The 659-nt window shown below is 68.3% G+C and carries 1 protein-coding gene; it reads left to right on the forward strand.

From position 1 onward, the window contains the following. Positions 1-15 precede the first annotated feature (15 nt). A partial coding sequence (locus AAIO73_RS20345) for a glycosyltransferase family 2 protein (protein ID WP_526023834.1) occupies positions 16-659 on the forward strand: 644 nt, incomplete at its 3' end.

Here is a 659-nt window from a genome sequence, read left to right on the forward strand (position 1 = left end):
GGTCCTGCGAAACCGATGGTGGGGGTGCCGTTGCGACCTGTGTCAGCTGCGATCTGTGTTCCGGTCCGCAACGAGGAGACTGCGTTACCGAAGTTGCTGGAGGCGATCGGGCGACTGGACCTGGGCGACGTCGAGGCTGCCGTGTTCTTCCTCCTCGATAATTGCTCGGATGCGAGCGAGCAGGTGATACGCGAGCATGCTGGTCGCATGGCCCTTCCTTTCACGGTGGCTCAGGGAGACCCGTCCCCTGATGCCAATGCCGGTCGTGCACGCCGGGCCGCCATCGCCCTCGGCCTGCATCATGCGACGAGCACGCCCCACGGTATTCTCCTGACGACCGACGCCGACAGCCAGCCCCGTGCCGATTGGGTCAGGGCGGCACTGCAGGGCCTGGCCTCGGCCGACCTTGTCGCCGGGCGAATCGTCCGGATCGCAGCGGAGCGGGATCCGGTGCAGGGGAGGGTCGAGCGCTACCTCGATCGGCTTCACGCCTACCGACGATCGGTCGACCCCGTTCCGTGGGACAGTCCTACCGGCTCCCACTGCTCAGGAGGCGCCAACATGGCCTTCCGACCCGGAGCCTATCAGGCGCTGGGCGGCTTCCAGCCGGTGCCATGCGGCGAGGACGCCGCCCTGCTCGACGATGCCGGGCGCGCCGG

The organism is Sphingomonas epibiotica (assembly GCF_039615155.1).
Taxonomy (GTDB): Bacteria; Pseudomonadota; Alphaproteobacteria; order Sphingomonadales; family Sphingomonadaceae; genus Sphingomonas.